This window comes from Peribacillus sp. SRI_006 (assembly GCF_057586375.1).
The window spans coordinates 50,185-76,937 of sequence record NZ_JBYCZT010000003.1 but is presented as its reverse complement, the minus strand read 5'-3'; the positions used below and the strand labels follow the sequence as shown (position 1 = coordinate 76,937).

28 protein-coding genes, 1 pseudogene and 1 riboswitch are annotated in these 26,753 nt (G+C 40.3%); of the genes and pseudogenes, 9 read left to right on the top strand and 20 right to left on the bottom strand.

Features of this window, described 5'->3' with window-relative positions:
- Nucleotides 1-119: 119 nt before the first annotated feature.
- The 4 genes from AC2YHV_RS04650 to AC2YHV_RS04635 form a co-directional block, all read right to left on the bottom strand.
- Nucleotides 120-797 carry an ABC transporter ATP-binding protein gene (locus AC2YHV_RS04650; protein WP_057278537.1) on the bottom strand — a complete coding sequence of 226 codons (678 nt, stop codon included), beginning with the start codon at nucleotides 795-797 and terminating at the stop codon, nucleotides 120-122.
- Nucleotides 794-1,900: an ABC transporter permease gene (locus AC2YHV_RS04645; protein ID WP_487372802.1), complete on the bottom strand. Its 1,107-nt coding sequence runs from the start codon at nucleotides 1,898-1,900 to the stop codon at nucleotides 794-796. Before AC2YHV_RS04645 ends, AC2YHV_RS04650 begins: the two co-directional genes overlap by 4 nt.
- A gap of 98 nt (nucleotides 1,901-1,998) precedes the next feature.
- Entirely contained in the window at nucleotides 1,999-3,378 is a 1,380-nt protein-coding gene (locus AC2YHV_RS04640; protein ID WP_487372709.1) for a sensor histidine kinase, read from the bottom strand.
- A complete protein-coding gene (locus AC2YHV_RS04635) occupies nucleotides 3,375-4,052 on the bottom strand; it encodes a response regulator transcription factor (protein WP_053533625.1) in 678 nt (225 codons plus the stop codon). Before AC2YHV_RS04635 ends, AC2YHV_RS04640 begins: the two co-directional genes overlap by 4 nt.
- Before the next feature lie 320 nt (nucleotides 4,053-4,372).
- On the opposite strand from AC2YHV_RS04635, the gene AC2YHV_RS04630 reads away from it, so the two are divergent.
- Together AC2YHV_RS04630 and AC2YHV_RS04625 are read left to right on the top strand one after the other, a co-directional pair.
- Complete coding sequence (locus tag AC2YHV_RS04630) at nucleotides 4,373-5,350, top strand: bile acid:sodium symporter family protein (RefSeq protein ID WP_278088482.1); 978 nt, start codon at nucleotides 4,373-4,375, stop codon at nucleotides 5,348-5,350.
- A gap of 270 nt (nucleotides 5,351-5,620) precedes the next feature.
- Nucleotides 5,621-6,877: a DUF445 domain-containing protein gene (locus AC2YHV_RS04625; protein WP_487372708.1), complete on the top strand. Its 1,257-nt coding sequence runs from the start codon at nucleotides 5,621-5,623 to the stop codon at nucleotides 6,875-6,877.
- Nucleotides 6,878-7,073: 196 nt separating this feature from the next.
- Here the strand turns inward: AC2YHV_RS04625 and AC2YHV_RS04620 are convergent, their stop codons facing one another.
- The 13 genes and pseudogenes from AC2YHV_RS04620 to AC2YHV_RS04560 form a co-directional block, all read right to left on the bottom strand.
- Nucleotides 7,074-7,265, bottom strand: coding sequence for a hypothetical protein (locus tag AC2YHV_RS04620; RefSeq protein ID WP_487372706.1), 192 nt, complete (start codon nucleotides 7,263-7,265; stop codon nucleotides 7,074-7,076).
- A gap of 149 nt (nucleotides 7,266-7,414) precedes the next feature.
- Nucleotides 7,415-7,639, bottom strand: a pseudogene (locus AC2YHV_RS04615) (hypothetical protein); the annotation flags it as partial.
- Nucleotides 7,614-7,796, bottom strand: a complete 183-nt coding sequence (locus tag AC2YHV_RS04610) for a hypothetical protein (protein WP_487372705.1) — start codon at nucleotides 7,794-7,796, stop codon at nucleotides 7,614-7,616. The pseudogene AC2YHV_RS04615 and the gene AC2YHV_RS04610, both read right to left, overlap by 26 nt.
- Before the next feature lie 44 nt (nucleotides 7,797-7,840).
- A complete protein-coding gene (locus tag AC2YHV_RS04605; protein WP_487372703.1) occupies nucleotides 7,841-8,311 on the bottom strand; it encodes a hypothetical protein in 471 nt (156 codons plus the stop codon).
- 71 nt (nucleotides 8,312-8,382) lie between these two features.
- Entirely contained in the window at nucleotides 8,383-8,610 is a 228-nt protein-coding gene (locus AC2YHV_RS04600) for a hypothetical protein (protein ID WP_106027500.1), read from the bottom strand.
- A gap of 111 nt (nucleotides 8,611-8,721) precedes the next feature.
- Complete coding sequence (locus tag AC2YHV_RS04595) at nucleotides 8,722-9,141, bottom strand: hypothetical protein (protein WP_106027499.1); 420 nt, start codon at nucleotides 9,139-9,141, stop codon at nucleotides 8,722-8,724.
- Nucleotides 9,142-9,285: 144 nt separating this feature from the next.
- A complete protein-coding gene (locus AC2YHV_RS04590) occupies nucleotides 9,286-9,663 on the bottom strand; it encodes a hypothetical protein (RefSeq protein ID WP_106027498.1) in 378 nt (125 codons plus the stop codon).
- Nucleotides 9,664-9,813: 150 nt separating this feature from the next.
- The gene (locus AC2YHV_RS04585) at nucleotides 9,814-10,836 is read right to left on the bottom strand and encodes an ADP-ribosylglycohydrolase family protein (RefSeq protein WP_487372700.1); all 1,023 of its coding nucleotides are present in this window, start codon (nucleotides 10,834-10,836) and stop codon (nucleotides 9,814-9,816) included.
- Between the two features lie 198 nt (nucleotides 10,837-11,034).
- A complete protein-coding gene (locus tag AC2YHV_RS04580) occupies nucleotides 11,035-11,469 on the bottom strand; it encodes a hypothetical protein (protein WP_283929870.1) in 435 nt (144 codons plus the stop codon).
- A 16-nt stretch (nucleotides 11,470-11,485) separates the two neighbouring features.
- The gene (locus AC2YHV_RS04575) at nucleotides 11,486-13,537 is read right to left on the bottom strand and encodes a ribonuclease YeeF family protein (RefSeq protein WP_487372699.1); all 2,052 of its coding nucleotides are present in this window, start codon (nucleotides 13,535-13,537) and stop codon (nucleotides 11,486-11,488) included.
- Nucleotides 13,534-13,821 carry a YwqI/YxiC family protein gene (locus tag AC2YHV_RS04570; protein WP_034306007.1) on the bottom strand — a complete coding sequence of 96 codons (288 nt, stop codon included), beginning with the start codon at nucleotides 13,819-13,821 and terminating at the stop codon, nucleotides 13,534-13,536. Before AC2YHV_RS04570 ends, AC2YHV_RS04575 begins: the two co-directional genes overlap by 4 nt.
- On the bottom strand, nucleotides 13,821-14,246 hold the full coding sequence (locus tag AC2YHV_RS04565) for a YwqH-like family protein (RefSeq protein WP_063577498.1): 426 nt from the start codon (nucleotides 14,244-14,246) through the stop codon (nucleotides 13,821-13,823). The genes AC2YHV_RS04570 and AC2YHV_RS04565 overlap by 1 nt, the downstream gene beginning before the upstream one ends.
- A 235-nt stretch (nucleotides 14,247-14,481) precedes the next feature.
- Nucleotides 14,482-15,885, bottom strand: a complete 1,404-nt coding sequence (locus AC2YHV_RS04560; RefSeq protein WP_487372698.1) for a M28 family peptidase — start codon at nucleotides 15,883-15,885, stop codon at nucleotides 14,482-14,484.
- 271 nt (nucleotides 15,886-16,156) lie between these two features.
- On the opposite strand from AC2YHV_RS04560, the gene AC2YHV_RS04555 reads away from it, so the two are divergent.
- The 3 genes from AC2YHV_RS04555 to AC2YHV_RS04545 are packed head-to-tail and all read left to right on the top strand — an operon-like array spanning nucleotide 16,157 to nucleotide 20,363.
- A complete protein-coding gene (locus AC2YHV_RS04555; RefSeq protein ID WP_098865703.1) occupies nucleotides 16,157-17,305 on the top strand; it encodes an iron-containing alcohol dehydrogenase in 1,149 nt (382 codons plus the stop codon).
- Nucleotides 17,306-17,317: 12 nt separating this feature from the next.
- Nucleotides 17,318-18,931, top strand: a complete 1,614-nt coding sequence (locus AC2YHV_RS04550) for a sensor histidine kinase (RefSeq protein WP_487372697.1) — start codon at nucleotides 17,318-17,320, stop codon at nucleotides 18,929-18,931.
- A gap of 4 nt (nucleotides 18,932-18,935) precedes the next feature.
- Nucleotides 18,936-20,363, top strand: a complete 1,428-nt coding sequence (locus tag AC2YHV_RS04545; RefSeq protein ID WP_487372696.1) for a sigma-54-dependent transcriptional regulator — start codon at nucleotides 18,936-18,938, stop codon at nucleotides 20,361-20,363.
- A 42-nt stretch (nucleotides 20,364-20,405) separates the two neighbouring features.
- On the opposite strand, the gene adhP is transcribed toward AC2YHV_RS04545, so the two are convergent.
- A complete protein-coding gene (gene adhP / locus AC2YHV_RS04540; protein ID WP_034306567.1) occupies nucleotides 20,406-21,419 on the bottom strand; it encodes an alcohol dehydrogenase AdhP in 1,014 nt (337 codons plus the stop codon).
- Between the two features lie 276 nt (nucleotides 21,420-21,695).
- Here adhP and AC2YHV_RS04535 point away from each other — a divergent pair, with 276 nt between their 5' ends.
- Complete coding sequence (locus AC2YHV_RS04535) at nucleotides 21,696-21,995, top strand: DUF3892 domain-containing protein (protein ID WP_063577502.1); 300 nt, start codon at nucleotides 21,696-21,698, stop codon at nucleotides 21,993-21,995.
- Between the two features lie 85 nt (nucleotides 21,996-22,080).
- Here the strand turns inward: AC2YHV_RS04535 and AC2YHV_RS04530 are convergent, their stop codons facing one another.
- Together AC2YHV_RS04530 and AC2YHV_RS04525 are read right to left on the bottom strand one after the other, a co-directional pair.
- Nucleotides 22,081-22,893 carry a CBS domain-containing protein gene (locus tag AC2YHV_RS04530; RefSeq protein WP_057278518.1) on the bottom strand — a complete coding sequence of 271 codons (813 nt, stop codon included), beginning with the start codon at nucleotides 22,891-22,893 and terminating at the stop codon, nucleotides 22,081-22,083.
- A gap of 105 nt (nucleotides 22,894-22,998) precedes the next feature.
- The gene (locus AC2YHV_RS04525) at nucleotides 22,999-23,520 is read right to left on the bottom strand and encodes a YbaK/EbsC family protein (RefSeq protein WP_063595345.1); all 522 of its coding nucleotides are present in this window, start codon (nucleotides 23,518-23,520) and stop codon (nucleotides 22,999-23,001) included.
- Nucleotides 23,521-23,692: 172 nt separating this feature from the next.
- Nucleotides 23,693-23,737, top strand: a riboswitch (PreQ1 riboswitch).
- A gap of 6 nt (nucleotides 23,738-23,743) precedes the next feature.
- Here AC2YHV_RS04525 and AC2YHV_RS04520 point away from each other — a divergent pair.
- The 3 genes from AC2YHV_RS04520 to AC2YHV_RS04510 all read left to right on the top strand — a co-directional run bounded on the left by AC2YHV_RS04520 (nucleotide 23,744) and on the right by AC2YHV_RS04510 (nucleotide 26,751).
- Nucleotides 23,744-24,229, top strand: coding sequence for a QueT transporter family protein (locus AC2YHV_RS04520; RefSeq protein ID WP_034306030.1), 486 nt, complete (start codon nucleotides 23,744-23,746; stop codon nucleotides 24,227-24,229).
- A gap of 123 nt (nucleotides 24,230-24,352) precedes the next feature.
- Complete coding sequence (locus tag AC2YHV_RS04515; protein ID WP_145506867.1) at nucleotides 24,353-25,009, top strand: TVP38/TMEM64 family protein; 657 nt, start codon at nucleotides 24,353-24,355, stop codon at nucleotides 25,007-25,009.
- Between the two features lie 116 nt (nucleotides 25,010-25,125).
- Nucleotides 25,126-26,751, top strand: a complete 1,626-nt coding sequence (locus tag AC2YHV_RS04510; protein ID WP_057278515.1) for a PAS domain-containing sensor histidine kinase — start codon at nucleotides 25,126-25,128, stop codon at nucleotides 26,749-26,751.
- Nucleotides 26,752-26,753 lie beyond the last annotated feature (2 nt).

The window sequence follows — 26,753 nt, the reverse complement described above, 5'->3', positions numbered from 1 at the left end:
TATAAAGTAACGATTAGTATTCCATCCACTTACTGTCGGTTAACCATCCCCTTCAAGCAATTCAGTCCGCCGCCACTCCTAATTCCTTTGGAGAGGCGGCGGATTTTTTACGTATAACTTCATCCAAATACCTTGCCATCCGTAATATTGACCACTCGATCACATAAATCCAACATTCTTTCATCATGCGTTACCATGATGGCCGCTTTATTTCTTGATTTCACCTCATGTGCAAGCATTTCAACAACATCCCTGCCTCTTTTGGAATCAAGACTTGCGGTTGGTTCATCCGCTAAAATGATTTCTGGATCATTCATCAGCGAACGGGCGATTGCTACACGCTGCCGCTCACCGCCCGACAGTGCTTCCGGCAGGTGATCTGTCCGATGTCCAAGTCCAAGGTGGCTAAGCAATTCGTCCGCTTTTTTCACAGTTGTTTTATCTCGCTTGCCGATCAATTCGGAAAGCAGCAGAAGCTGATCTCGTACGGAGAGATATGGCACAAGATTCGACGATTGGAATACAAACCCGATCTTTTCAAGGCGCACCCGAGTCAATTCTTTTGGGGATAGTGTTGTAATATCCTCACCATTCAGCAGTAAGCGGCCTTTGCTCGGGGATAGTAACGCACCTGCTATCGAAAGAAAAGTACTTTTTCCTGAACCTGAAGGACCGACGATGGCGACGAATTCCCCCGCTCTCACATTCAGGGAAATATCATCAAGGGCTTTCACCTTATTATCGCCTTCCCCATAAACCTTACTGACGTTTTCAAATAATAGTTTATCCCCCATCATGATACCCTCCCTATTGCTTCAATCGCGTCTATCTTCGCTACTCGGTATAGGGATAGCAGCGAACCCAATACGGATACAGCCAAAAGTAATACGGAATATTTAATGACCAAATCGGCACTCAATTCAAATGGCATTCCTTCTGGCATGATTAAAGTGACGCCGAATGTCAGGGCAACACTGATGGCTATGCATGTCACGGCAAGCAGCATTACTTGACCAACGATGCTTTTTGACAGGTAGCCCGTATTGGCCCCCAGTGCTTTAAGGACTCCAAATTGATTCGTCTTCTGCAAAGTAATCACATAAAAGAATACGGCCAAAACGAAAGCTGCAATGACAAACAAAAAGGCAATCATCATCGTCAATGTCCCCTGTTCCTCTTTGAACCCTGGTATACTCTGAAGTGATTCTTCTTTCGAAATGAGCGTTACACCTTCAGGCAATGATTCACGTACATTCTCTTCTGACTTCGAATCCATTTGCACGGCTATTGCGCTGATTGAGTCTTTACCTTGATTTTTCAATCCAGGATTAATCTCCTGCCACCCCTTAACATTCATGTAAACTGCCGGTGTATGGCTGTAAGATTGCTTTTCAGTAAAACCAACAATGGTGAAAACATTACCTGATAGGTCATCTTTAAGTGAATCACCCAATTTATAACCGACTTCTTTTAAAGAACGATCTGCAACGACTTCACCTTGTTTCTTATTGTCATAGCTCGTTCCTTCTATGACCTTTGGTGCTAAAATCCCACTGGCATCGGTCGCAAAAATAGTGGCATCCGTTTTCTCCGATGATCCGATTTTATTCAATGTGATCATCATTTGCCCCAGCCCTTCGGCTGCTTTAACATCCGATATAGCCCGGATTTCATCAAGCTTTTCCATCGATATGATCGATCGATTCAATTTATTTTTAGAGTCATGCTCCATGACGAAATAGTCGGCTTTCATGTTTTGTATGGATGAAGCATTATCTGATGAAAGTCCATTAGCTAATCCTGAAATGATAAAAACAAGCAAAGCGACCAATACCATGATCAGTCCAATCAGCAGATAACGTAACTTTGAATGCTTTAGTTCACGCATTGCCAAAAACATCATTTCATCTCCCTTTCTTTTGTTTACCAATCAAGTCCTGCTTCAATCGGTATGACTCGATTGTAAACACTCAATATGAATGGAAGATGAACAACTGATTACATAAAGGGCAGCCGTATATAAAAAGTGGTCCCTTTACCAAGTTCACTTTGGACTTCAATCGTTCCTCCATGAAGTTCAACCGTCTTCTTCGTGATCGAAAGTCCTAATCCGCTGCCTGTTTCACTTCTGTTCCTCACTTTGTCGACTTTATAAAAGCGATCAAGGATATAAGGGAGGTCTTCTTCTGGAATTCCAATGCCCGTATCCACGATCATCACTTCAACAGTACTGCCTATACTTTTAATCCGAATATGGATTGAACTGCCGCTTTCCGAGTATTTAATGCTATTGGTTATCAAATTCGTCCAAACTTGATTTAAAAGTTTCTCATCTGCAGAAATGGCGGTGGACGGCAAATCCATTTCGATCACCATATCCTTTTCCCGCCAATTCCATTCCAGCATGAACAACACCTGCCGGATTTGCTGCGCTAAATCGAACTTTGACCGCTGCAGCGGATCATCTACTTTATCCAACGAAGCAAGCATGAGCAGCTGTTTGCTTAACGACGACATGCGCCTGCTTTCTTTTTCAATGATGGATAAGTACTGATTTCTTTGTTCCTTTGTTAATTCCTCCGATTGAAGGGTTTGGGAAAAACCTTGGATGGATGCAAGCGGAGATTGAATTTCATGAGATACATTCGATACGAACTCCTGCCTCATATCATCCAACCGCTGTATGCTTTGAGTCATTTTCGAGAAGTGCTGTGCCAAGTCCCCTATTTCATCGCTTCGGGAGACATTCAATTTACTACTATAATCCCCATCGGCGATTCTTTTTGTAGCCTCCGTTAATTTCGTAATCGGCTTAACGATGAAACGTGTATTAATGATCACAAATAAAAAACTAAGAAGTAGCGTCAGAACGAGTAAAACTGCAAGGAAAAAGCGAAATTCGCCAAACTGCAGCTCTATATTGGGCCTTACAAACAATGCATGCTTTTCACCATTCACGTTCATCGGGACCCCAATGCTATTAATTAATACATCTTCAAAAAAACCCGTAATAAATAACCCATTATTATAATTGGCGATCCCTTGATAGGTATTCCCATTCAAAACTCCGGAAATCGTGTCGCGGTCCAAATTCGTTTCCCGAAACGGCTCACCATATAAAGTTCCTTCACCCTGCTCATTAAATAGATACATTTGATAGTGCAATCCTGCAATATGGGTTAAATACGCATCAATATCCTGATCAGGATTCTCCTCATATAAGGAGACGATCTCACTTGCGACTTTGCTTATCTTCTCACCATTGTTGGGTTTTTGAACCTGATGATAATAGACATTGGAAATTAAAAAAGCGATGACACTGGCAAGCACCATGATCAAAATGGTTTGAATAACTATCCTGAAATAAAGTGTTTTCACTTCTTATTGACCTCCAGTTTATAACCTAAGCCACGGACAGTCGTTATGACAAAGTCATCGGTCCGGCCGGCAAAACGTTCCCTCAACCGTTTAATATGGACATCAACCGTTCGATCATCCCCTGCAAAATCAGCACCCCAAACCAGTTCAATAAGCTGCTCACGCGTAAAGACCTGATCAGGAAAACTTCCCAGCTGAGCCAGCAGCTCAAATTCCTTAAGCGGCAGGAGCAGCGTATTCCCCTTTATTCGCACTTCGTAACTTTTACGGTCAATCACCGTTTGATTCAATGAGATGGATTCAGAATTCACCATACGGTATCTTCGCAATAGCGCTTTTATCCGAAATAGAAGTTCCCTTGGCTCAAATGGCTTCACGAGGTAATCATCCGTACCCGCAAAGTACCCCTTTTCCTTATCGATAAGTTGATCTTTAGCTGTCAATAAAATGACGGGCAGATCATATTGATCCCGGATTTCCTTACAAAGATCCAGTCCGTTTTTATACGGCATCATTATATCGACAACAGCCAGATGGATCCGTTCCTTCTCCAGTAACAAGGAAGCTTCATTACCGTCCTTCGCTTCCGATACCATGTACCCTTCCTTTTCCAAGTGAAATTTAAGCAACTCCCGAATATGCCGATCATCATCCGCAATTAATATATGTATCAAAGAAACCACATCTCCACTTCTTTTATAGCCCTGGCTAAACATACAATAGCAATAATTAAACCTGTAAAACAACAAATACTAATTCAATTTCCGGTTCCTTATAAACTAGTTTGCCGCTAATATACAGCACCTTCTTATTTTTTAAAAAAAATAAAGTCAAAAGCGAACAGATTCTAAAAACCCTGTCCGCTTTTTTCCTATAGTAAACCGTCATATTCACACAAGTTCAGCCCTATTGATATTTTTATTGCCCAAAAGGGTTTTAAATATTCTGAATATAAATTATAATTGTTTTATTTTAAAACATCTAGGAGGTCACTATGGGAGTAGTAGAGAAAATCAGCGGATTTGCTGGTAAAACGTTTACCTTATGGGTCATTTTATTTGCAGTTATTGCGTATATCTTACCTAATCAGTTTATATGGATTGGAGACTATATTGTTCCATTACTAGGAATTGTCATGTTTGGCATGGGACTTACATTATCAGCAGCGGATTTTAAAGAAGTATTCCGACGGCCGAAAGAGGTCGCACTAGGGGTAGCAGGTCATTTTATCATTATGCCCTTATTGGCATTCGGATTAGCAATAGGGTTCGATTTGCCCAAAGAAGTCGCTGTTGGTGTTATTTTGGTAGGATGTTGCCCTAGTGGAACGGCTTCGAATGTCATGGTGTTTCTTGCGAGAGGAAATGTTGCGCTTGCAGTTGCCATTGCTTCTGTTTCCACTATTCTAGCGCCTATCGTAACGCCCCTGCTTATTCTGCTCTTGGCAAGTAAATGGGTCAACATCAGTATTGGGTCATTATTCATTTCGATCATTCAAGTGGTGATTATCCCACTAATACTGGGATTTCTTGTTAAGAAGTTTTTCGGCAAACAGGCAGAGGCCGGTGCAAAGGCTTTACCTCTAGTATCTGTCATTTCCATCGTTCTGATCGTATCTGCCGTAGTAGCTGGCAGCCAAGATCAGCTGGCTAAAACAGGTTTGCTGATTTTTGCAGTAGTCGTTCTTCATAATGTTCTTGGTTTTTTACTCGGCTTCTTCTTTGCTCGTTTATGCGGGATGGATTTAGCTAAACAGAAAGCTGTTGCAATGGAGGTCGGTATGCAGAACTCTGGTTTAGGTGTAGCCATAGCAACAGCCCACTTCTCGCCTTTGGCCGCTGTTCCAAGTGCCATTTTCAGTGTTTGGCATAACATATCAGGTTCCGTTCTGGCCTATATCTTCAGTCTCATGAAAGATAAAAAAAATGTAGGCACCGATAAAAATAATTCGACAAAAACAGACGCATCATAATATGTTGGAGATGAACAAAAAAATGCTTTTCAGTAAATGAAAAAAAAAGCCGATTGAGTGAATCGGCTTTTTTTTTTGCATTTATCATCAGAATATTGAACATTCAAGGGGAAATGACAATATTCAATGCCCAAAAATAATGAACTTACTGCCTTGTTGTGGTTATTTTTTTGTACTACCTGCTATACTACTAGATGAAAGTAAGTTATAAAATTTGCTAATGATTCGGGTTATAGTAATTGACTATCATTTTAAGGATGAGGGAATATAATGTCACCAAAAATAAAATCTTCAAGAAAAATAGCTAGATATTCACTAATTATCATGGGGGCGGGTTATATTGTAACCACTCCATTTCAAGGTTCATTGCCGCTAGATTTATTACATGGAGGGTTTGAGGCTGGTTTAGTCGGCGGATTGGCAGATTGGTTTGCAGTCACTGCATTATTCCGCCATCCGCTTGGATTACCAATCCCCCATACAGCCCTTTTGCCCAACAATCGTAAAAGAATGACAAATGCACTTGTTTCGATGTTAAAAAACGACTGGCTTTCTAAGGAAAGCATTCAGGACAAAGTAAAACATATTCCTTTTACTGAAAAATTGATCCCTATTTTAGGAAAAGAGATTCAAAGTGATACTTTTAGAAAAGTCCTGATTAAACTGATCAAGCAAATGATTGGTTATATAGATATAGAAAAGATTACGCCTTTCGTTGCAAAAAAAATTAAAGCATCACTTTCTGGCATAGACATGAGCAAGATTCTACATTTAGTAAGTTCAGAGTTACTTAACGAAGAGTTTGATAAGAAGGCCTTGGATCATGTTTTGAAAAAAGCTGAAGATTGGTTAGGAAAAAAGGAAACCAGTCACCGACTTGGCACTGTTTCCATGGATGTACTCAGCAAGATTGAACTGGAAGGTATGCTTCAGTTCGCCGTTAAGTCCATTCAAAGTCTACTTAACGAAGAGAAACTTGGGAATATCATCCAAAACCTGCTATTAAGTGTCGTAAATAATTTACAAAACGAGAAAGAACCAAATAGAGAGGCTTTAATCTTATATATCAGGAAAGAGATACAAGGCATTAACCATAACCGGGAACTGTTAGAAGGAGTTGAAAAATGGAAAAAACAACTTCTGACAAAATGGGAGCCTGAGGCGACAATAGAGGGAAGCCTAAAACAAATTCAACAAGAAGCATTGGATTTCGTAGAAGATGAACTTTTCATGGATACTTACCTGACTCCAATGATTCATCATATACTGGACAATATTAAGGAAAATAGCACCCGCATCGATCAATGGATACAGAAACAAATTACTGTTCTCATTGAAAATAATCATACGCAAATCGGCAATCTTGTACAAGAAAATTTAGATAAGCTAGACAACGAAACGCTGATTGATATGATGGAAAATGGTGTAGGAAAAGACTTGCAATGGATTCGCGTGAATGGAGCGGTCTGTGGTTTTATCATAGGGCTTATCCTAACAGGTGCACAGGCTTTGCTTAAACTATTATGATCCAGGCATAACGGCAGAATACTGTCGCTACCAAATCAACTGGGACTGATTCGTTTTTCTGAAAATGAAGAGATAAACAAAAAGCCAGCCAAGGTTTTCATGAAACACCTCGGCTAGCTTTTCCTTTTTATCAATAAACTTAGATTACAGGTACACATATAAATCAAAGTTCCACTTAAAGCAGGGCTTCAATTAACTAAGGGTTGAATTGCTGATCACTAAGCCAGCCATCAATATGATCCAAATTAAAAATCAGCAAATTATCGATGGGTCTGAGATGGGGGATCTTTTTATTCAAAATTAGATCATTGATTTCCTCTTCGGTAATTGGATAATTTACCGACTCAAGGTAAATCATCAAACTTTTTATACCATAGGCTTTCCTCATTTAATCACCTCCCACCAAATTCTCCTTATTCAACATAAAGAAAACTTAGTGCTAGATATTAAATGAAAGACCGCTTAATTCTTAATACCCACCTTTTGAAGAAATAATCGCTTTTACTTTATGTAGGCACTTTAAATCAGGAAATTAATCTAATGTATAGGGTTTCCTCTCTCGATTATTTTCATTTCATCCCATTCCACAGATTTGGAGTACATATATTTATCTGTCCGTTCAAACCCCATCCTTTTAGCAAGTTCAGTGTTTGTTATATCCAACAATACTTTTCCGGTTTTGCTTTCTTCTGATGCCGGAAACAGTTCTCCCTTATATATTGCCTTCGAATTTATCTTAAATAAATTTTCTACCTCTTCTACAGAAACACTTTTCTATATAAATATTTTCATCTAAATGTTTGAAACCTTGAGATAGATCAGCATGTTTATTACTTATTAACCTTATCGACTTATCTTCCAGTAGACTAAAACTATACTCGCTGCCAATATGTATTGCATACCTTCCTTTTCTTATCATAGGTTCCTCCAGATAAGTATTTATCATCAAAATTAAATTGCATTTCATATACTATTCAACTTTATTATATAGTCTCTAACTTCTCCCCTAGGTATAACCTTCCTGCTTTCAGGTAAATCTTCAAATATTAATAGTGGTTTTTTCACCTCAATAATCGATTCTATGTCGTTAAGAGGCACGTCCTTTTTAAAAACAAATTGCTCTTGCTTTTCGAATTCATAGCAGGCTGCATCATAACTATCCATACTAAATAACGAAATCTCATTTTCATCCAAGATATGCCTGCCTAATGAATATGGCTCAAACTCTTTACCTTTGTAAGCTACCAAAAACTTTAGTTCATAAACTAAATCAACTTCTTCTTTAGTCACATCCTTGATAAATAGATTTGTCTTATTCCCTGTTTGATCAAAAACTTCACGAAATCCTTGTTCAGGTTCATGGGTTCTTAGTCTTAACCTGTCGTTACGGATATTTAAGAGGTAATCCTTATGATTATATATGGCATATTTCACCTTTAGCTTCACCTCGTCTAACTTGATCTTATTTAATATTTTATAATGTCACTTGTATTGAAGAATGAATATTAATTCAGAAGTTCCAAAACTGTTTTATAAAAATATTCACATGCATCATCTTCTGTATCAAATTTCTTTAAATTTGATTTCAACCCACGTTCACTATAATAGACTTCCAAAATATTATCTCTTTTATTTAAGCAAAGTACCTCATTATGTAGTCCACCATTAAGGCTATATAGATTTTTTGGAACATTATCTTTAATTAATAATTTCTCCAATTCCAACTTTTTCAAATTAATTCCCTTCCCCTCTAATTATGTACATTTTCTTTTATATACTTAACCTCAAGAAATATATAATCCGAGTTATCTTCTTACACGATTCAGATATACACCTTTTTCTTTTTATCTTTTAAAATATAGTATGCTGATTCCTGCATCACATGACCTTGGATCATACCATTGAGTAATCTTACCCCATTCAAATACATTTTCAGACAATATTCCCTCAGGATACCCAATTTGCTCTGTAAGCCATTCTCCATGCTGAGATAGTTTTTCTTCATAGTCCCATTGGTTAATGGATGGATCATTTACTTTCAGATCAATCCCCCATATTAAATTATTTTTAAATGATAATCGGACATTAAAATATTTACTACCTAATTTAGGTGCTTTTAAAAACCTTAAAGATTCATTATGACTATCAAGGGTTATAGATTTAAACATACTTGAAGATTCTTTTGTTTTTATATCATCCAATTTACAGTTAGGAAAAATAAAAACACCTTCTATTTCTAACTCTCCCTTTTTCAGATTACTCATCCCTTAATCCCCTTCCGTATCCTTTCAAAAAATTCAAAATTTTTTGTTCTATAATCATTTTCTTAGGTTAATTTAAATCTTTCATTTTGATAAACTTATCTCCTGTATCTCTACGAAAGTCCTACTGATTGTTACGATATATATTTAATCTAACGAAAACAGTTTTCGTTCTTCTATTATTTCAACATCATCTAAATTAACATTTTTAGAATAAAGATATTTATCTGTACGATAAAAGCCATACTTTTCGGCGAGTTTTAAATGAGGAGTTGATAGAAGAATCTTGCCATTAGAAGCTCCAAACAACTCTCCTTTATATTTTGCAAAAGAATGAATTAAAAATAGCTTTTCTACTTCATTTAAGGAAATAACTTTTGTATAAATATTATCTTTATAATGGATAAATCCATAGTTCATGTCTTCCTTGTTATTGCTTATTAGTTCTATAAATCCTTTGCTTTTAGATTCTATGAATCTATACTCTTTCCCGTTATAGATCGTATACTCACCTTTTCTTATCATTTCTCCACTCCATTATTTAATTTTTCTATCACCCAAATTCAAACTACTTCGCTTCCCGTTTAACATAGCATATACTGGATACTGGACATAAAAAACCCCTATAAAAGTCTTTTACAGGGGTTTTTTTATAGTTAATATGGATGATTTACATCAATCTCCATACTCTTCTTTAATTGCTTTATCTGTACAAAAACTAAGGAATTTCTCGATTAATTCATCCATATCTTCTTTTCTTGTGATTTTCTCAAGCCATTCTTTTGGGATGTCGTCCATTTTATAGTACATACCTGCCATTGTCCCGGTAATGGCACCTACTGTATCCGTATCATCCCCTAGATTCACTGCTTTTAAAACGGCATCGCTAAACGAATTTGAATTTCCTAAGCACCAAATGGCTGCCTCTAACGTATGAACGACATAACCATCTGACTGAATTTCTTCATGTGGTAATGAAAAGAAATCTTCCTCAAAAATCCTTGAATAGGATTGCAGCTCTTTTTGGTATATATGATCTTTATCAAAATTCTCATCAAATAGTTTTTTTGTTTGTTTTATTGCATCTTCAGGAGAATTATTATAATAAAGTCTAAGTAAAAACTCGACATAAATAATGGAACCTACCACAGAACGCGGATGAGCATGGGTAACTTCCGTATACTTTTTTATGGTTTGGATTTTTTCAATGAAATTAAAGTTATTAAAGAGGATAAATGCTACTGGAGCGATCCTCATCAACGCCCCATTCCCATTATCAAACATGGCATTTCCGCCACACTCTGGCGCTGGCGTTCCATTTTTAAACTTGATTACGGCTTCACTAGTTGTTCTGCCAATATCGAACATTTCATGATGCGGGGTCCAATAACCAGATTCCATATACTGAACGAATTTTTGCATTAGCTCCGCTGAATCGCTTTTTTCAATTAAGTTTTCAATTAAACATAAAGTTAACGAAGTATCATCCGACCAGGTGCCTGGCGGCTGATTATAGGTTCCATATCCCGATATATCATTAATAGTGAAAGTCCCTCTTTTTTTATATTCAACAGGAACACCCAGCATGTCTCCGATAATACCGCCATACATACTCGGTAATAATCTTTGCTTAATAGCTAAACTCATAAAAATCTTGTTATCGTCTTCCCATCTGTCTACCATTCTTCTGCCTGCCATTCATTACACCTACTTTTTTTAAAAGTACTATTTTGTCACCTTCAGTACTCCTTGCTCATTGATTAAAGTATCACTTTTGTTTTTATTAAAACTAACACCTATACTACAAAATTACTTTAAGTTTTTTTATAAAAAAACCTCGAATGGCTTTAGCCACTCAAGGTTTCATTTTATTTTAGCTAGATTTGGTTTTCTGTGTCATTTTTTATAACTGATCCAGATCTCTACTTGTCCACTTTTCTTATCTTCAAATGAAGTGACTTCTCCCCAAGTTCTATTATAAATTAATGAGTCTCCTTTTTTAATATCTGGTTTTCCTAATATCTCTTCTACCCATTTATCATGTATCTCTTTCTTTTTTTTAGCTTTATAATTAGACCAATTATTGTAATTATTTTTCAAATTTTCATCAGCATTGTCGAGTTCAATACGAGAAACTTTACCATTCTGAAAGTTAACTACAATCCAAAAATAAATTCCATCTAACATAATTGCGTCCTTAAAAACAAACATATTATTCGATATATCGCTTGATAGTAATTCATTTTGAAATTTTATACAAAAATCCTGTTTATTTGTATTGCCATTAAGTATGTTTCCTTTCACTAAAATATCACCTGTTAATCCATTCAAATTAAAAACCTCATTTTCATTTAATAGAATTCATTATTTTACTATATTCTTCAAAGGAGATTTCAGAATTATTTAAAATAATTTCTTCATTTTTTAATCTCCTAATATAGTTATTGTGCAATAATTCATTGAAGTCCGCCATGAAAATTTGCTCCATACCACCTTTTCCAAATTGAGGATTATTTTTAGCTATACCATTTCCCCCTATAATATCAACATTTAGTACATAAGCTCCCATTTTGTTTCTATAAATCGCCGTTTGCATTCCCTTTTCCCAATATGGTTTAACCTGTAGTCCTTCAAATATGGTTTTTGAATTTTTATCAGCGTTTAAGATAGCTTCTTTTGTAGTAAAATATCCTGTTGGGTAGGGCTCTCCAGCATAAAAAATATCCCCTTTTTTATACAGTTTATCTACATAATCATCAACACCAACATAGGGATATGAGCCCTGCCAATTTTGAGCAACTTTTGAGGGACTATAATCTTTTACCATTCTCCTTAATTTTGGAGTGTTAATTTCTTTATGTAATTCTGCTGTTGTCAGCTTCCCAAATTTATTGTGTAAGTATTCTAATCTATCTGCATATTTTCCTCTTTGCAGTCTTTCAATACCCCCAGTTCCCTTACCACCATTACTCTTCACCGCGAACTTCTGGACGATATCCTTAATCGTCGTATTATTGAAAGTGACATGCTTGTAACTGTTTCCATACGCTGTAGCTAATTCATCGACCCTAATACGGAGTGGCACTTTCACTTTGCCAATTTCCCTTCCGAAGGCTTTTGCGTACTGAACCTGCTTTTGCGCAAATTCTTTGCTGTAAGGGACGAACTTTGTACCACTTGCTACTTTATCGGCGACTTTAGCCGCACCTGCCACACCGCCGATTCCAAGTGCCATTAACAGCCCGTTCTGGCGCTGTTCCTCGGTCAGTTGGTTGCCGAACATGTCTTTGCCTGTGGCCGCTTCGCCGAGGCCGTTGGCGGCGAGGAGCCCGTATATCCCGTATTCGGTTTTCTGGAGGAGGCTAAAGCCTTTTGTCGTTTTATAGGCATCGAGCGCATGGTCCGCTGCGTTGAGCCCTTTCGCCGTTTTGTAGATGGCGCTACCGCCTTTGATGGCCCGTCCGGCCCAGCCGACGACGGGGATGAATCCAGCGGCTGCCATGGCGCCGGCGGCGATTCGTTCGGCATCGGACAGCTTGCGGCCCGTTACTGGATCGACTCCGGTCGAGGCCCTGATTGAATCATAATATCCCGTGAATTCCCCTGTAAAGGTTTTTGTCGTATCCCATGCCTTTTCGTACCATGGACGATTTTCGAGTTCTTCCATTTCCTGTTCGATTTTCCGGGCTTCTGCTTGTTCCTTTTTGAAGGTTTGATAGTCTTTCATCTGACCGGCGACTTCATCCTTCACTTGATAGACGTCACTGCTCTTGAATGCCGATTGGTTGAATGTCATCGGCGAAACGTGGCCGTCCTGTTTGGTGGCATCAAGCAAGGCACGGAAGAGGCCAACGGCCACGTTTTCCTGCCCGATGGACACATCATATTCCTCGACCAATTGCCGGTCGACATTCTCGACCTTTGTCACGGTGTCATCCAGCCTGTGTCCGGCCAGCGTGATTTTTTCATTAAAGTCCTTTTGGTTGAACATATCAAGAGGCAGGATATCGTCAATGCTATTCAGGATCCTTTGAAGGTCGTTCGCTTGTTGATCAACAAGCGACTTCGCTTGGTTGATGCCGTTTGAGACTTCGCCATCTAAAAAGGGGACCTCGACTACCGTATTTCCGGAGAGGTCCGCTTCTTCCAGATTGGCCGGTATGCCTTCCAAAAAACTGATCTGGGTTGTGAATAATTCCATCCAGGCGTCCGCCACCTCGATTTGTGCTTCATAGAAGCTTTTGATGGCGGTAGCACCGGCTCCCTGGAACTCGTCATCCAGGCCGACAATGCCCTGAAATTCCTTTTTCAGGGCTGTGACTTCCTTCTTTAGTTCTTCATATTGCTTGGCGCGCGACTTGGTTGCGGCCGTCAATGTCTCGGCTTCAAATATCTTCATCGCTGATACCCATGTGAAGACGTATGGGCGATGGCTTCATCCTGTTCTTTTAATAAGTCAATGTTAGCACGGGTATCTTCCACATTTTTCTGGACGATTTTGATATATTGCTCAAAGACCTTCTCCAGGTTCGTTTCGCGATCGATCCATTTCGAGGTGAATTCCAATTTATTGTTGCCAAGCTCGCCTGCCGGTAAATTTCCAAGCGTGACTGTACCAAGTGCCGTCTTCACTTGATCGACTTGCTTCGTTACGGCAGGATGATTCAGTTTGATTGTCGTCATTAAAACAACCACCCTTTTAAATATGATATTTTACTTTCCAATTGATCTATGACGGCTTCTCCTTTGCCTAAAAGAACATCCGCTTCATGTGCTATCGTACCGGCTGCACTCAGAGCCTTTTTCTCTATATTAAGCATCATGATTTTACCGTCGATTTTCTCTTGATAGTCATCATAATCATCATGAATGATCGTTGACATTGCCTTGTATGCATCACTGCGGGCATCTTGAAAGTCTTCTGCCCGGTTTCCCGTCCAGCTTTTTGCCAAGTCCGGGTTTTTAATTTTAGCTATTTCCCCAAGACAAGCATTCTGTTCTTCTTTGATTTGTCTTTTTGCCTGCTCCAAACGATTGATTTTTTCATTCACATCGGAAGTTTTACTGGAGAGGGCAGAGTGAATTTCACTCAATGAATTTGCATACACCTAAAAAATCACCTCAAACATACTATTCTCATTATGTAGACTGTCATATTTTTCATAATTTTTATTATAAGGATTATAGTCTTAGAGTTAAATAGGGATAAATAAGCTATTTATGCTACGGAATTAGGAGATTCAGCCCGCACGCTCCAATTCCAAATTAGACTTTTTACCCTCTCATTTCCATTTTTAAACATAAAGAAAGGGTGCAGGCTGCACCCTCTGAATATTTACTGCATTATTTGAATTCCTTTTCGCCAAATAAATGCGGAACTTTCACTTTTTTCCCTTTTTTATGATTGAAATCAGGTTTTTTAGCCTCGATTTTTGCTTGGTCATAGACAGCTGTGCCGACAATTTCAGCAACATCTTGAAGCTTTTCTTTTGAGATTTTATCAATGGTATCATCAGGAGTATGATACCAAGGTTCTGATGGACTGTGGATGAATAAAGCAGCGGGTATTCCAGCCTCAGCAAATGACACATGGTCACTTCTCCCGCCTTGTCCATATGGAGTCGGCTCACCATTCAGTCTTGTACTTGATGCCTGGGCCAGCTCGGTTACAAGGTTCATTTCTCCATCATTAGTCAAAATGACCAAATCTCCGGCATCCCTGCTTCCCACCATATCCAGATTGAAATTGGCAATGGTCCGCTTGATTTCATCATCAGGGAGATTGCTCACATAATGCTGCGAACCCAACAATCCATTTTCCTCTGCCCCAAAGGTGACGAAGCGAATTTCCGTATCTGTAGGAAGATTCTTCAGAACACGAGCAAGTTCAAGGGTGACGGATGTTCCAGATGCATCATCATTCGCTCCGGGTGCCCCCGCGACGGAATCATGATGTCCGGTAATATAAATGATATCGCTCTTTTTTGCTTTATTGTTCTTTGTTGCTTTTTTCGTTGCCACTACATTATAAGAGGTTTTTTCTTCTGAATGGGCTCCTTCAATTTTTAATGATGCTGTCAATTTGACTTCATCATTAAATTTTTCCAAAAGGGCTTCTCCATCCTTTTTGGTGATCGTGACGGATGGAATATACTTGTCATTATCCTCTCCGAGTGTCCCGTTTAATTCCCCATCTGCATTATTGAATAGGATGACTCCCGTTGCCCCTTTTTCCGCTGCATTCAATACTTTCTCTGCAAAAGTGAGGTTCCCTCTTTGTATAAGGGCAATCTTCCCTGCAACATCGGTTTCCTCAAGCTCTTCTTTTGTTCCTAAACCGGCATATACCACTTCACCGGATAGGTCCCCATTAACTGAATAGGTTAAATGGTTTGCTTGTATTTCCCCATCGAATCCGGCAACGGACAGCTCGACCAAATTTGGGTCTGTATAAGATAAAAAATTGAACTCTTCAATATCGGCTTTATAGCCATAAGATTGGAATTGCTTTTTGATGAATTGGACGGCTTTATACTCAGAATCCGTACCGGCCACCCGAGGTGTTTGTGAGAGGTATTCAATATTCTTGTAGATTTTATCGGCATCGATTCTTTTAATGACATGCTTGTCCGTGGATGGCGCTGATAGCACCGGCGATGAATGTGGCGCTGATAATGCGGTGGTTGTCCCGGCTGTCCCGAGTGTCAATACTGTGATTAATGTTAACGACAGAAATTGTTTTTTCATGGAATGCCTCCCAGTTTAATAGTTTCTACCACGATTTTACAATATATAGAAATTACTAACTAGGTAGGTTTATCCCTATTCATGCATGTCTAAAGTACCGAAATTACAAATACAAGAAATTACCAAGCTATTTGACCTGCATCAAAAGACCTTATCCATTCGATATTTTGTCATATTATATAAAAATACCTGTAATCCAAACAGGATTTTCGCACTTTTTCGGGAAAATAATACAGAAGATATTGAATTTTTACAGGGAGAAGGCGCAAAGATGTCGATAACTAAATTCGTGATGCCGGAAGTGATTTTCGGTAAAGGCTCGATTGAACAAGCTGGCGAGGCCTGCTTGCGGCTAGGTGCCAAAAAGGCGCTGATCGTAAGCGACTCCGGGGTGGCCAATGCTGGCTGGTTGGATAAAGTCATTGAATCCTGCCAAGATGCAGGCCTTGCTTTTGCTACCTTCATTGAAATGACAACCAATCCGAAGGACAGGGAGATCGAAGCCGGCTGTTTGACATTTAAAGAACAAGAATGTGATGCCATCATCGGTTTGGGCGGAGGCAGTGCTTTGGATGTTGCCAAAGGGGTAGCCCTTTTAGTAACGAATGGCGGCATCATCAGTGATTATGAAGGTGTTGATAAAGTCCACTCTCCCCTCCCTCCCATGGTGATGATCATGACCACTGCAGGATCGGGTTCGGAAGTATCCCAGTTTTCGGTGATCGTCGATTCATTCCGCGAGAAAAAAATGACGATCATTTCAAAATCACTCGTCCCCGATATTGCAATAGTCGATCCTGCTACCTTAACCACCTTGGGACCGGATTTGACCGCAGCTACCGGAATGGATGTGTTAACCCACGCCATTGAAGCCTATGTTTCAATCGCTGCGACACCTTTGACCGATGTACAAGCTAAAAACGCACTTTCGATCGTTTCCCGCCACTTACGCCCCTCTGTTGCATCCAGGCATAATGAGGAAGCAAAAAAAGCGATGGCGATGGCGAGCCTGCAGGCTGGACTGGCTTTTTCGAATGCCATTTTGGGAGCTGCTCATGCCATTTCACATGCCATAGGCGGCAAGTACCTCCTTCCGCATGGTGAAATCAATGCGATACTCCTTCCCCATGTCATGGATTTCAATCGAATTGCCTCACCAAGGCGATTCAGCGAGATTGCAAACATCATGGGCATCGATACACGGGCATTGACGGAGCAGCAAGCAGGAATGGCTGCCATTCACTTCGTAAGGGAATTATCCCGGGATATAGGGGCTCCCAAGAGTTTAAGTGATGTCGGCATTACGAAAGAAATGATAGATCCCATAGGGATGACCGCTCTTGAGGATGCCTGCATGATCACAAACCCCCGTGATATGTCATTAGAACAGATTAATCAGCTGCTTCTTACAGCCCTATAAGAGGTGAAAAGCATGAACAAACATGAATTGATAGATTTAATGACAGGCATTAAATCTTCAAAAAAAACGTATTACACGGAACTTAAGAAAACCGTGGATCAGCTGAAGAAGAAGAATATGCAGCTTGAAATCATGAATGACATCACAAAAAATATGAATATGGAAATCGACATCCAAGAGATTCTCCGAAATGTTATTGAAAAACTTAAGCAGCTCATTACCTTCGATGACAGTCATTTTGTCATATTGTATGAGGAAGAACCTGCCCTGCTTCACATCTGCCCTAATGGTCACTGCGATCTTGAAATGGATCCCAAAAACCTGTTACACCCTTTTCAGGAATTCTCATCGGCCTTGAAAGAAAAGCAGCCGATTCAGGTGGAAGTTAACCAGTTACCGGACTTCCCAGAAAAGGATCGTCTATTATCCCTTGAGATCGAATCACTTCTATTAGTCCCTTTATACGGAAAAAGTAAAAAAATCGGAATTTGGACTTTCGGCAGGAAGAAAAAGAAAACATGGCAGGAAGATGAACTCGAATTTCTTGAGCAACTATCCAATCAGCTTGCGTTAACTTTGGAGAATGCCCAGCTTTATAAGGAAGTTCTTCATTCCAAACAGGAGTGGGAGGATACATTCAAGGCAGTTGAAGATATGATCATCGTCTTCGATCACAAAGGAACGGTCTATCAATCCAATGATTCAGCCAGGGGCTTTTCCAACTTGGTTCCTTTAATTGAAAAATCACAAAATCTGATTCAAGATACCTTTTCATTTAATAAGCCAGGGTTTCAGGAAATACTCCTTCAGCATGATACCATCTTGGAAATGCATGCTTACCCGATTCAGAATAAGGAGCATCAAGTATATGGGGTCATTGCTTATTATAAAAATGTCACCGAAAGAAGACAGATGGAAGTCCAGCTATTACATGCTGGTAAACTTGGGGCGATTGGTGAAATGGCAGCTGGGATTGCCCATGAGTTGAACAGCCCATTAACGGCCATTCTTGGTAACTCGCAAATTTTATTACGGAAAACCCCACAGGACAATCCGGATTATATGCTATTGGACGACATTAAGATTTGCGGGGACCGATGCAGGCAAATCGTGAAAAGCCTGCTTACCTTTTCTAGGCAGGATGAGTATAGGTTCCACTATTACTCTATTAACGAAGCCATTCACCAGGTTCTGAACCTATTGAAGTTCCAACTTGGGAAGAAGCAAATCTCCCTCCATCTTAGCCTTCAGGAAGACCTTCCTTTCATAAAGGGCAGCCAGCCGCAGATCGAACAGATCATCATCAACTTGCTATTGAATGCCAAGGACTCATTGGATGAGTCTGCGCAAACGGAAAAATCGATTTCGATCGCTACCTATTCAGAAAACCAGTTCATGGTGGTTCAGGTGACTGATAACGGAACGGGGATTGAACAAGAACGCCTTCCCTTCATATTCCATCCCTTTCATACGACTAAAGACCGTGAAAAGGGAACAGGTTTGGGGCTGTCTGTAAGCCTTGGCATCGCCAAGGACCATGGCGGAAAGATCGACGTTTTGAGCACACCAGGACATGGAAGCACTTTTTTTCTGAGGCTTCCTATACAAGGAGAGGAAAGGGGATGATAAGGTGATTCATTTACTTGTGGTAGACGATGAGAAAGAGGTTGGGACTTTTCTATCCCGCCTTTTTACGATGAAAGGTTACCTCGTACAAGTTGTGAATAGCGGGAAGGAGTTTCATGAAATCGACTGGAATCAGCAGCGTTTTGATGTCGCAATGATAGATTTGAAGCTTCCGGATTGCGATGGACTTTCCCTCCTGCAGCATCTAAAACGACTTCAGCCGCGTTGCAAGGTACTGATCATGACCGGATACAGCACCGTCAAGACCGCTGTTGATGCCATGAAACTCGGCGCGAGTGATTACATGGAAAAACCCTTCGTGGATATTGAAGTACTGGAAAGGCAGATTGACAACCTATTGAATGAAAATGAAGCTTTGAACCAGCATTTCATCCATAAGCTTGCCGAGGATTCAGGACTCATTGTCGGTGAAAGTCCTTTAATGAAGAATTTGATTGAAACGGCCTTCAAGGTTGCCCAAAAATCCGTCAATGTATTAATCGAAGGAGAAACCGGAAGCGGGAAAGAAGTGCTTTCACGCTTCATCCACATAGCCAGCCCCCGAAACCATGAACCTTTTATCGGCATCAATTGCGGAGCGATCTCTGAATCCCTGCTTGAAAGCGAATTATTCGGTCATGAAAAGGGCGCTTTCACCGGAGCGACCCAGCTGCGAAAGGGTTTTTTCGAAATTGCTGGGAACGGGACGCTTTTCCTTGATGAAGTTGCGGATGCAAGTCCGGCCATTCAAGTCAAATTGCTTCGGGTTTTGGAAACGCGGGAATTCATGCGGGTTGGCAGCAGCGTGACATTACGGACGAACGCCCGGTTAGTGGCGGCCTCCAATGAAAACCTGCAAAAGGCAGTGGACAAGAATAAATTTCGGGAAGACCTATTTTACCGACTGAACGTCGTGACTCTGGATATCCCGCCATTAAGGAGCCGAAAAGAGGATATTCCGTTGCTTGTCCGACACTTGGTTGAGAGAAATGGTCATGGAGATATCTCATTTTCCAATGAAGCCATTGAAAAATTACAGCAATACAACTGGCCAGGCAACATACGCGAACTATCTAATGTGGTCTTGCGCACGCTAACTCTTGCAGACAATAAGTCAGTAATAACCGCCAATGATATCTCACTATCCAACAGCCAGATCACACCTGACAAAAATGTGTCACCTGAGATACAGTCAACAGAAAACCTTCTTGAAGAGTGGCGAAAAAGGCTGGTGGCTGATTTTAATGAGAAGGATGAACTGATGCTTGAAGAAATCCTTACGGAAATCAAACAGCTTCAATCAACAATTGGAAAGGAGCTCGCCATGCAGGCACTGCAAAAAACCTACGGCAACCGGAATGAAGCTGCCAAACGCTTGCAAATATCCATAAGGAAATTGAGCTATATATTAAATGAGAAGAGCCAGACATAATAAAAAGGAGGATGCCCCGTTCCAGGGCTTCCTCCTCTGTTCCTATTCTAGCGTCAAAACGATGCGGCCGTTGATTTCTCCGTTTTCCATCATTGAAAACACGTCATTGATTTCATCAAGCTTTCTTGTTTCAATATTCGTTCTGACTTTACCCTCAGCCGCAAATTGAACAGCTTCCTGTAAATCTTTTCTCGTCCCGACGATGGACCCTTTTACAGTCACCCCATTTAACACTGTATCAAAAATCGGGATTGGAAGTTCATCATTCGGCAATCCGACTACGACAAGTGTGCCGCCTCTCTTGACTGAACTGTAAGCCTGTTCGAATGCTTTTTTCGTAACCGCCACAGAAATGGATGCCTGCACGCCGCCAACCTTATCCTTAATGGCCTGTACAGGATCGGTCTTAAGCCCATTAACCGTGTAATCCGCCCCAAGTTCCGTTGCCAGATCAAGCTTATCATCTTGAATATCGACAGCAATGACATTAAAGCCCATCGCTTTTGCGTATTGCAGGGCAACATGTCCCAATCCGCCAATTCCATAAATCGCTACCCAATCGCCAGGTTTTGCTTCTGATACCTTAAGCGCCTTATAAGTCGTTACACCTGCACAGAAAATCGGTGATACCTCCGCAAAGTCAAGCCCTTCAGGAACCTTCACCACATACTTGGCTGGTGCTTTACAATACTCCGCATACCCGCCGTCCACGGAATAGCCTGCATTCAATTGATCCAGGCAAAGCGTTTCCCTGCCGGTCAGACAATATTCACAATCGCCGCAGGCCGAATAAAGCCAAGGGATCCCAACACGGTCACCCACTTTCAAGGAAGTTACGCCTTCCGCCACCTTTTCTATAATGCCCACACCCTCATGTCCCGGGATAAGCGGAAGCTTGGGTTTTACCGGCCAATCACCATGTGCAGCATGTAAATCGGTATGACACACGCCACAGGCTTTAATTTTCACTAATATCTCACCATATTCCAATTCCGGAATCGGTACTTCCTTAATCTCAAGTTTTTGGTTAAATTCATTGACGACCGCCGCTTTCATTGTCTTGACCTGTTGTTTTGCATTTACAGTGCTTGCCCCTTGTTTTACATTCATGATTACTATTCCTCCCTTAATCTAGTGAATATTATTTCTTGCTACTACTTATACAAGATGCAAGTGCCATGCCACTGCAAAAAGGCCAAGACGACAGCATTCACAAAAAAAAGTGCCGAAAGATCGGCCCATTTGGACGAATTAACGGCTCAAGTTGGACGAAATCCGGTTTGTATATTGCAGGAAAAATGGTTCACCCTATAATTAGGAGGTGCCTAAAACATGGACAAATTTGAAGAAGCCTATGAGTCATATAAACAGCAGGGAACACCGCAAGCAAACCAAAGTGATTCAGCAGCAGGAAAAGAAGAAATCATCGCCGTAAGGAAAAATGAAGAGGACAATATTATCGCCATCAAAACGAACTCCGGCCGCGAACTCGACTACCCCTCAGCCCTTGCGGAAGCCAAAGCTGGCAACCTGGCCAACGTTGACGTCTTTCATAAATATGGACGTGACATATTACGGAGTGAGCCCGATGGGATAAAAGAAAATAACCTGGATCAACTGCCGGAGTTTTGAATTTTTCGGGGAGACTGCCTGATACGGGCAGTTTTTTTCTATCTGGATGCGCAAAAAAAAAAGAACCAGCATGATTTGCCGGATCTTATTTTTCATAAGGATAGGATTCAGAGATTTCGAGCAGTCGGCCGCAGGACTCGACAACCTCGATGATTTCCATCCATGACATGTCCAGACCCAGTTCATTAGCATGGGAAATCTTATCCCGTAATTTTCGGATGGCATTCGCATCCTTCTTCCCTTTACTTTTCGAAGGGATTTGGAAGAAGTGCCTCAATTCTTTATCTTTATGTATAATATCGAATTTATCACTGATTTGCAGGCACTCTATTATATTGATATCCTCATTTTTATCGATTCTCCTTTTATATAATTCGGTTGCCTTTTCTAAACGGTCTTCGCTGATCATTGGATACCAGCTGCCATCGCCGAATCTATCAAGGATGATATCGCTCATCCTCATTTCCAATAAGGTAATATATCCAAATATCAGCATCCTGATCGGAGGCTTTTGGAGGTCGGCATGGGTAATCAACATTTTAATTGAATTATTCTCTAATACGAACACCCTTGTCTTATTCTTAAAAATATGGAGAAGCTGGATCAAAGGGGTTGAATTCGAAACCATTTCCCTTGGTGAGAAGTTTCTCATATATTCAGAAATACTTCCCTCACCTAGTTCTTGCCTTTCTATATATCCGATGATTTCCCCTTGATCTTGGACTGCCAATATATCAAAATTCTTTTTTTTCATTGCTTTCTGGATATCCAGCGCCAGATCGTTTTTATGGCAAAACTCAAGTTCCTGGGCAATGCTCTTAACCGTTATATTTTCTTCATAAAGAGTTTTAAGACTCAGATAGCTGCTATTGCTTTTTCTTTCGCTTCCATTTAACATCTTTCAACCTCCGATCAGGAACACTTTCTGCCCGTTTTCCGCTTTAATAATAGAAATGAATGCGGCCCCAAATAAAGTTCACTTTAGTGGACTCCATCCCATTCATCAAATGCCATCAACTGCATTTCCTGCTGCCGTTTCCACATTCCCCTTTTCTTCCCACCCCTTACAAACATCCACCCAATCCTTGGCACCTGAATATTCAAATAATTCAGCGAGTGTAAGTTCTATTGCAGAGTTGGAACTGCCGCAAGCCGGAAACAATGACTCGAAGCGCTTCATCGATACATCAAGAAAAACAGCTAAATCGTTTGCCAGGCCAAACGGGCAAACGCCTCCGATTGCATGGCCGGTCTGTGCAAGCACTTCATCAGGTGAAAGCATTCGTGCCTTGAAACCGAACGTCTGACGAAATTTCTTATTATCCACTTTCGCGTCCCCTGCGGCAACGACCAAAATCGCGTGTTCACCTTCCCCTTTAAAGGAAAGGGTCTTGGCAATCCGCGCTGGGATAACACCGATGGTTTCCGCTGCCTCAATCACCGTGGCACTAGATGTTTCGAACTCCTTTACGTCGCCTTCCCGATTCCATTGTTTAAAATGGCTTTTGACACTTTCGATCGACATATTAATATTCACTCCTTTTTATGTACATATTGAAATAATATCATCCTTCATTGCAATAATTCAAAATCCAATTGTGCTGCTTCATCTGATTGGAAACCTATAAATTAAAACCATTCTTTACAAATTGACGAAACAAGCTTACATGGGCTACTATTAAACATCGGGTAAACGCCTGCACGTGGTTCGTAACCATCCCACGATAAAAAACTAGGGAGAGAGTAAAATGAATGTTCGTACACTCGTGATAAACGGGTTATTGGCTGCCTTGTATGTGGCGGTCTCATTGGTGTTTAAACCAATAGCTTTTGAGATGTTCCAATTCCGTGTACCGGAAATGTTGAATCATCTGATTGTATTCAATAAAAAGTATATCTACGGTATCGTTGGAGGAGTCTTCATATCGAATCTGCTCTTTTCGCCGATGGTGCCATATGATTTGATTTTTGGGGTGGGCCAATCCCTGCTCGCCTTATTGCTTGTCATTTATGTGTCTCGTTTCATAAAAGGCATTAAAGGACGTATGGTCGCTACGATTATCTTTTTCACGTTCACAATGTTTTTAATTGCAATTGAACTGAACCTTGCCTTTGGCTTGCCATTCTGGCTAAGCTGGATGACTACAGCTGTCGGTGAGTTCGTTGTCCTTTTGATTGGAGCGCCAATCATTTATGGAATGAACAAAAGAATTCAGTTTGAAAAGTGGCTTTAAAAGGAATCTCCGGGCCGTTAAGCCACTATAATGGAAAAGAGCTGTCTGCATGATGCGGCAGCTCTTTTTTTTCACCATTGAACTCGAAAATGATAAACTATTAGTAAGAATGGTGGTGGCCCTTTGAAAAAAGTCCTGACCATAATCGGTCTACTTGTAATCGCAATTTTTATATACTCTAATGCAGAACTGTTCACTTTGGTTTGGAAAAGTGATTTGGATTCTGTTATTGGCATATTGAAGGAAAATCTTTTGCTTACATTTATTGTGACATTCGTATTGATGTTTGTACAAAATTCTTTTACAATCATCCCCTTAATTTTGCTCCTAACCATCAACGTCACGATATTCGGATTCATATATGGCTATCTATGGAGTTGGTTTACAAGTGTTGTTGCCTCAGGATTCATTTTTTATGCAGCAAGAAACTGGTTTCAGGAGCTTCTTTTAAAGAAGATTGGTGAAAAGTGGCAAGAATCTGTAGTGGAGCATGGCTTCATGTACGTGTTTACAGGCAGGATTTTCCCGCTTATCCCCACAAGCTTAATTAACTTGGCAGCCGGAGTCAGCACCGTCACTTTCAAAGACTTTTTATTGGCGACGGCACTTGGCAACCTTATATACTTTTTCTTCCTATCACTGATTCCCTATGGACTGCTATCTGTTGAAATGAACCAATATACGCTAGCTGCTCTTGCACTCCTCTTCTTACTATTCTTCATGATCTATAAGCGTGCAAAAAAGAAGAAGAAACTAACCCTCTTCAGAAAAAACAGGTGACCACATTGGCCCCTGTTTTTTTATTTAGAGATTCTGCATATATTTTTTTCCGATAGTTTGTTAAAATGTGTATGTATTTTTACCTTTGAAATGTCTTAAAAACAGGGAGAATCTCCATGTCCAAACGCTCCATCTTAGCAATATATATCCTATCCGGGATTCTTACATTAGTCGTATTCGACTATTTTTTAACTACAAATATCCATAATAAAGAGGTCTTCATTCAACTCCAAAGGGCGGAAGGCATTGTTTTCCTTTTATCAATAGGCTTAATTCTATATCTTTATTTAGCTAAAAAGGAAGAATTCAAACGATTAAAAGAGGCGGAACAACGTCGGCGTACACTCATCAATTCAATGGTGGATTTCGTTAATTTCAAGGATGGGGATGGCCGATGGCTTGAATCCAATACCTTCGGGCTGCAATTATTTCAATTGGAGCATGTAGATTATAAGGGAAAAAGAGACAGTGAGCTCGCAGAATACACCGAATTTTATAAAGAATCGTTGATCTACTGTGAAATTTCCGATGAAGAAACGTGGGTAAAGGGGGAAATTACTAGGTGCGAGGAAATCATCCCTCTTCCCGATGGCAATCACAAGACCTTTGATACGATTAAAGTTCCCCTGTTCAATGAAGATGGTTCACGTAAAGGCTTAGTCGTCATTGGCAGGGATATATCTGAAAGAGTTGTCGCGGAGAATCAATTATTTGATAGCGAACAACGCTATAAATCATTGTTTGAGCACAACCCTTATCCGATGCTGATGCTTGATTTAAATGGAATGATCACGACCGTGAATCCAAGGTTTGAAACGGTAACAGGCTTTCAACAGGAAGAAATACATGGCGCTTCATTCATTAATTTGAATTTTTCAGCAGAAGACGCGGAATTGATACGTACCTCATGCCAATATGTCATGGAAAACCAAAAGGGGATCAAAAAAGGGAAAGATATAGAATTCCTGACGAAGTACGGGAAGTCCATCTTACTTTCTTGTACGTTTGTCCCGATGATGGTTGGCGAGGATTTAGTCGGAATCATTACTTATGCTAAAGAAGTCACTCAAATTCGAGAAACCGAAGCACGCTTAAGAAGAACCGAAAAATTATCGATAGTCGGCGAACTTGCCGCAAGTGTAGCCCACGAGGTACGAAATCCGCTGACTTCTTTAAAAGGTTTCGTCCAACTGCTTAAAAAGAGCGACCATCCCTTTGAACAATACTACACGATCATGTTAAGTGAATTGGACCGGATCAATCTTATTGTAAGCGAGTTACTCGTTCTGGCAAAACCACAGGAACTTCCATTCAGCAAACATCAAATCATCGACCTGATGAATGATGTCAAAACCTTGTTGAAACCAGAGGCGGACTCGTACCCCACCAAAATATCAATATCTGTCAAAAATGAAATACCGCTTCTATTATGTGAGGGAAATCAATTAAAACAAGTTTTCATAAACATGCTCAAGAATTCCATGGAGGCATCCGCCGACCACATTTGGATTGATTTTGAACGAATGAACAATAACCTTTCTATCACCATCAAAGATAACGGTAGCGGAATAGAAAAAAACCGCATAAAACATCTTGGAGAGCCTTTCTATTCTTCAAAAGAAAAAGGAACCGGATTAGGACTGACAGTCAGTTGCCGAATCATTGAGGCGCATCGGGGAAAGGTCCGGTTTAACAGTGAACTGAACCAAGGAACCGAGGTCCAAATCATTTTGCCCATATAAAT